The following is a 5,724-nucleotide window of genomic DNA, read 5'->3' as shown; positions in this document are numbered from 1 at the left end:
CAGAGCAGCGAGCCCACCGAGATGGCCGCCACGGTTGCGGCCGCGGCCAGCAAGGGGCGCGCCCACCCCGCCAGCACCAGCAGCGGCGAGCGCGGCACCGCGCCGACGCGCGCGCGCGCCAGCACGGCCGCCGAAAGACGGTCGTGGCGCCGCGGCGTCAACCCCAGCGGGCTCAGGTCCATGGGCTCCGGCTGCATTCAGTCCTCCTCGCGAACCAGCGCCTGCAGGCGGCCGCGTACGGCGCGCCGGGCGTTGAACAGGTGATATCTCACGGTGCCCTCGGGCATTCCCAGCACGTCGCCGATCTCGCGGTGCTTCCACCCTTCCAGGTCGTGCAGCAGAAGCACTTCGCGCTGCGACTGGGGAAGCTCCGCCACGGCGGCGTTCAGCCGGTCGCGCAGGTCCGCGCGCTCCGCGTCGTCCGCCGGCGAACCGCCGCCCGGCGACTGAAAGGCTTCGTCCAGCGGCTCGGCGGCGCGAATGCCCAGGTAGCGCCGGTGGTTGAAGGCGCGGTTGCGGACGATGCGCACCAGCCAGCCGGCAAAGCGGCGCGGGTCGCGGCACTCGGCCAGCCGCTCCAGCGCGAGCACGAACGCGTCCTGCGCCACGTCCTCGGCGTCCTGCGGGTTGCGGGTGACCGCCAGCGCCACGGCGTAGGCCGCGCCCATGTGCCGCCGCACCAGGGTGTCGGCGGCTCCGGCGTCGCCGGCCAGGGCCAGTTCCACCAGCCTCGCGACGTCGTCCGTCATCCCGGGCTCCGTTCATGACACGGCGCCGCGGCAAAACGCTGGCACGCCATCACGGAAGCCCCTGGCCAGGGGCCAGGCGGGCGTGCTCCGCCCGCGGAAGCTGCACCAGCACGGGGCGGGCGCGCGGGTCCAGCCAGGCCAGCACGGTGCGAAGGTCGTCTTCCGCCATCGCCGTGCACCCGCTGGTGGGGGCGCCCGGCGCGGCCCAGATGTGCAGAAAGATGCAGGAGCCGCCCATCGCCACCGGCGGGGCGGAGTTGTGGTCCACCCACACGCCCCAGCGGTACAGGTGATCCGGCCGCCGCATCTCTTCGTGGCTGCTCCAGTCCGGCGCGGCGATGGTGTCGCGGTCCACGCGCCGGTTGTAGAAGCGCGAGGCGCCGTCATCCACGCACTCGACGGAAGGAGTCGCCTGCACGTACGGCATGCGGATCCACGACGCCTCCGCCGCGTCCGCGTACCCGAAGGCGGAGCTGAGCGCAAAGACGCCGGCCGGCGCGCGCCCGTCCCCCTCGCGCTTCGTGGGATGATCACCCGCGGGTGCCGGAATCCCTTCGTCGCCGCTGTGCATCCCCGTTCCCCATCCCAGCCCCGAGCGACCCACCGCCGCCTCGATCGCCGGGCCCACGGGGCGCCACGGAGCGCCCGGCCGGTCGCGCTCATACCGCTGCAGCACGGCCGCCGTGCTGTCCCAGTCCGCCGTGGTAGACAGGATGGCCTGGGTGGAAGTGTGCCAGGGAGACGCGGGCCCCGATTGGGCGCGGGCCGCCGCGGGGAGCGCGGCGGCGAGGGCGAGAAGGGCGGTCAGGGTGCGCATGAGCGCATAGTACGCGCGGAAGCGCCCGGAGTTCACGCGGATCCGTCCCCGGGCGCATCCGCCGGCAGAAACGGCTGCACCACGAACCCGCCGTCCGGTGCGAGGGTGACCAGGTGGAGTTCGTGGAATCCCTCGCTGGCGCGGGGCTCCTGCAGCTTCTTGTAGGTGCCCAGCAGCCCGGGGATGGGGATGCGGGCGCGGCCCTCGCGCAGGTTGTTGCGGGCGATGGCGGCGCGCGGCTCCGTGCGGAAGAAGTATCCGACCACGCGGAATCCCGCCTCGCGCGCCGGGACGATGTACTTCGCCCGTTCGTCCGCCAGCGGGTTGGTGTTGTCGATGGCGAAGGGCTGGCGGGTGTCCAGGCACAGCTGCAGCAGGCGCGCCTCGCGGCTGCGGGTGCGCACCAGGTCGCAGCTGATGCGCACGTGCGTATCGAAGAAGCGCTGCTTGTAGAACGTGCTCTTTCCCGAGGCCTGAATGCCGATCAGGATCACCGCTTCCATGCGCTCATCTGTCCGGGAACTGAAAACCGCGTCTCTCACGGAGGGCACGGAGGTCCACGGAGTTCACGGAGGAACAGCGGGAGCGACCGCCGGTTCCCGGGCAGTACCGTGACCCCCGTGCCTTTCCCGTGAACTCCGTGAGAGACGCGGTATCAATCAGCGCTGCACCTGAGCCCGGCCCGCACGGCTGCGGGCGGTGGCGGCGTAGATCAGGCCGGCCAGCACGAGCACGCCCGCGACGACCACCCATTCGTGCGCCTTGATGGAGGTCAGCATCCACCCGATCACGCCCAGCGCCAGGATGGGCACCACCCCCGCGGCCGGGACGCGGAACGGAATGCCGCCCGCCTCCACGCCCTTGCGCCGCAGCTGCCACGAGGCCAGCGCGCACGCCGCGTACAGCAGCAGCGTCGATACGTTCGCCAGCACCGCCAGCCGCTCGAACCCGCTGCTCAGCGCCAGCGCCAGCACCACCACCGCCTGCACCGCGATGGCCACGTGCGGCGTGTGAAAGCGCGGGTGCACCGTCGCCAGCCCGCGCGGCAGAAACCCGTCCCGGCCCATGGCGAACAGCGCGCGCGGAACCGCCAGCGTCATTCCGCTCACGTACCCGAACATGCTGATGGCGGCGCCCACCAGGATCAGCGTGCGCCCCCACGGCCCCAGCGCCACCGCCGCGGCGTCCGCCAGCGGCGCCTGCGACGTGGCCAGCGCATCGCCCAGAATGCCCTGCGCCACCAGGTGCAGCGCGATGTAAAGCCCGGTGATGGTCACCATCGCCAGCCCGATGGCGCGCGGAATGGTGCGCGCCACGTTCTTTACCTCGCCGCTGGGCACCAGCGCGCTCTCGATCCCCGCGAAGGCGAAGATCAGCAGAATGCTGCTGCGCGCCAGCTCCCCCGCCGACGCCGGGGCAGAAAAGGCCAGGTTGGCGCCTTTCACCGCAAAAGCGCCCGCCACCAGCAGCACGAGCAACGGCAGCAGCTTGGCGACCGTGGCCACCGCGTTCAGCGTGGTGCCCTGGCGAACGCCGCGCACGTTCACCGCGCCCAGCAGCGCGAACACGCCGATCAGCACGGCGGCGCGCCCGCCTCGTCCGCCCAGCGCGGGGATCAGCGCGCCGATGCTGTCTGCAAAGATCGTCGCCACCGCGGCCAGGGCGAAGGAGCCCACCGTCCACAGCAGCACGCCGGCCAGAAAGCCGACGAGCGGTCCGAACGCCACCTCCACGTAGGCGTACGGGCCGCCCGTGAGCGCCACGCGGCTCCCCGCCTCCGCAAAGCAGAGCACGATGAGCCCCATCGCCAGCGCGCACACCAGGTACGCCAGCGGGGCCGCGCCGCCCAGCTGGTCCGCCACCCCGGCGGGAAGGCGAAAGATTCCGCCCCCCACGGTCACGTTCACGATGTTGGCGGCGAGCCCCCACACGCCGAGCGCGCGTACGAGGCGCGCGTCGGGGGCGCTGGTCTGCGGGTCCGGCATCGAAGGACGGGTCCGGGGGTCAGGTTTCGGGCGATGGATGGGGAGCCGCAACGTCGCGCCGCCGTTCGCGCCGCGCAAGGCATCCGCTGCGCCGGGCGGATGGAGGGGGACGAAACGGGCCGGGGCCCCACCGCAGCGGTGGGGCCCCGGCCGGCATCCGCGTGGAGCGGAAGGGTTACAGCCCGGCGCCCAGCGAGCTGCCGGTGATGGCGCGGTACACGTTGATGCGCCCGTAGCCGAACCGGGTGTCGTAGCCGGCCGCGCCGATGTCGTCGGCGGTGCTCTGCAGGCGGTTCAGCAGCGCGGTGCCGCGCAGGCCGGTCTTGCTGGCCACCACCGCGGCGGCGCCCGCCACCTGCGGAGAAGCCATGGACGTGCCCTGCAGGTAGGCGTAGCCGCCGTTCAGGTACGCGCTGTAGATGCCCATCTCGTCGGTGGTGTTGCTGTACAGCTCACCGCCGGGGGCGGACAGGTCCAGGCCCTTGCCGTACTGCGAGTAGTTGGCCAGCCCGTCGCGCCACGTGGTGGACGACACCGCGACCGCGTTGGCGTCGCACGCGGGGCAGCCCAGGCGGCTGGTGGCGGCGTTGCCGGCGGCGGCCACCACCAGCACGTTCTTGTTGCGGGCGTAGGCGATGGCGTTCTTTTCGGCGGTGGACTCGATGCTGCCGCTGAGCGACAGGTTCATGGCCACCACGCCCGGGTAGTCGGCGGCGGCGTAGATCGCGTTCACGATGGCCGAGGTGGGGCAGCCGGACGGGCCGCACACCTTCTGCACGTAGATCTGGACGTTGCTGGCCGCGCCGGTCACGCCCGCCACGCCTACCGTGGCGCCCGCCATGGTGCCGATGGTGTGCGAGCCGTGCCCGTCGTCGTCTTCCGGCAGGTTGTCGTTGTTCACCCAGTCCTTGCCCAGGATCAGGCGGCCGGTGAACTCGGGGTGGTCGGTGTCCACGCCCGTGTCCAGGCTGGCCACCACCACCGGCGCACCGCCCGCGCCCACCGTGGCGATCGCGTCTTCATCCGCGTCCAGGAGCGACGCGTACGTGGCGGGAAGGGGCTGGCCGTAGTTGCTCTGCGAAGGATCGCTGAAGTACGCCGTCTGGCCGCCGGGGTTGTAGTAGGCCCACAGGCGCGGGTCGATGGCGGTGGGCTGGCGCAGGTAGTTTGGCTCGGCGAACTCCACGCGCGGGTCGGCGGAAAGGCGCGCGGCCTCGGCGCGCTCCTGGCCGCGCGCCACGCTCAGCACGCCCACCCGGCCGCCAGCCACCGATCGGCTGAAGCGGGGCCCGTCGGCGGTGCCGGTCAGCACGCTCAGCGAGATGCCCTGCTTCATCTGCACGATCACCTCGCCCGGAACCACGGCGTCCACGGCGCGCAGGGCCTGCACCGGAACCGGAGCCGCCTCGGGGGTGGACGGCGCGTCGGAGCACGCGGCCGCGGCAAGGGAGAGCACTCCCGCGGCGGCGATACGAATACGAGACATGGACATCCTCCTGTGGGGCGGCAACCGCGAACGCAGAACCACGCCGAAGTGGTGGAATCTCGATCGAAGGTGACGGGAAGGGATAAGGCAACAGGTGCGCCACGTACTCTGCATCGTATGTTTATCTCCAAGTAATTGCAGGAGGTGTGTTTGCGGATTTGAGGAATGCTGGATCGCGGTACCGGAACGCATCGGCCCGCACCGTTCTGGTGCAGGTACCGGCGCATTTTGATGTTCCAGCCTGGTGCGTGAGCGCCTGAACCCAGCCGTTTCACGACGGCGTTTCGGGGCGATGCATCCGCTCCCGGATCGAAAGTGGTTCCGTGGATGACGACGCGAGGCGAGACCGCTGAGCGAGTAAACTCGCCGCAACAACAGCTGAAAGCCTCACGGTACTGCTGTGAGGCTGCACCGGCGCGGGCGGAAAGGGCCGGTGCGGGTCGCGGGGTCCAGGGCGGCCCCCCCCGGGTTCGCATTACTCACCCACCCTCCCCCAAAAAAGACTGGGGGAGGGTTGGCCGGGGCGGATGGCGCGGTGTGTGTGGCGCAGCCCGAGGTGGCCCTTGGCCTCCTGAGCAAATGAATTTGCCGCAACAACGGCGGAAAGTCCCCCCAAACGGACGGGGGGACTTCACCTGCACCCGGCGGAGGTTCCGGCTTGGGGCGCAGAGTTTTGCGCCGCGGAAA

General features: G+C 71.4%; 6 protein-coding genes. All 6 read right to left on the bottom strand.

The features are described 5' to 3' along the window. Nucleotides 1-197 (bottom strand): hypothetical protein (locus tag VF665_RS06625; protein ID WP_331052622.1); only part of this gene is annotated, 197 nt, incomplete at its 3' end. Continuing rightward, nucleotides 198-749: a sigma-70 family RNA polymerase sigma factor gene (locus VF665_RS06620; protein WP_331052621.1), complete on the bottom strand. Its 552-nt coding sequence runs from the start codon at nt 747-749 to the stop codon at nt 198-200. It lies immediately after the preceding gene. Between the two features lie 49 nt (nt 750-798). Then, entirely contained in the window at nt 799-1,602 is an 804-nt protein-coding gene (locus VF665_RS06615) for a L,D-transpeptidase family protein (RefSeq protein ID WP_331052620.1), read from the bottom strand. Continuing rightward, nucleotides 1,599-2,069: an AAA family ATPase gene (locus tag VF665_RS06610; RefSeq protein WP_331052619.1), complete on the bottom strand. Its 471-nt coding sequence runs from the start codon at nt 2,067-2,069 to the stop codon at nt 1,599-1,601. The genes VF665_RS06615 and VF665_RS06610 overlap by 4 nt, the downstream gene beginning before the upstream one ends. 156 nt (nt 2,070-2,225) lie before the next feature. Further along, the gene (locus VF665_RS06605; protein WP_331052618.1) at nt 2,226-3,551 is read right to left on the bottom strand and encodes an APC family permease; all 1,326 of its coding nucleotides are present in this window, start codon (nt 3,549-3,551) and stop codon (nt 2,226-2,228) included. A 175-nt stretch (nt 3,552-3,726) separates the two neighbouring features. Further along, nucleotides 3,727-5,037: a S8 family serine peptidase gene (locus VF665_RS06600; RefSeq protein WP_331052617.1), complete on the bottom strand. Its 1,311-nt coding sequence runs from the start codon at nt 5,035-5,037 to the stop codon at nt 3,727-3,729. Between the last annotated feature and the right edge of the window lie 687 nt (nt 5,038-5,724).

This window comes from Longimicrobium sp. (assembly GCF_036387355.1).
Classification (GTDB): domain Bacteria; phylum Gemmatimonadota; class Gemmatimonadetes; order Longimicrobiales; family Longimicrobiaceae; genus Longimicrobium.
This window is presented reverse-complemented; position numbering and strand designations above follow the sequence as displayed.

Coding starts and splice junctions, on each gene's coding strand:
- VF665_RS06620 (WP_331052621.1), bottom strand. CDS start 749: ATGACGGACGACGTCGCGAGGCTGGTGGAACTGGCCCTGGCCGGCGAC.
- VF665_RS06610 (WP_331052619.1), bottom strand. CDS start 2,069: ATGGAAGCGGTGATCCTGATCGGCATTCAGGCCTCGGGAAAGAGCACG.
- VF665_RS06605 (WP_331052618.1), bottom strand. CDS start 3,551: ATGCCGGACCCGCAGACCAGCGCCCCCGACGCGCGCCTCGTACGCGCG.
- VF665_RS06600 (WP_331052617.1), bottom strand. CDS start 5,037: ATGTCTCGTATTCGTATCGCCGCCGCGGGAGTGCTCTCCCTTGCCGCG.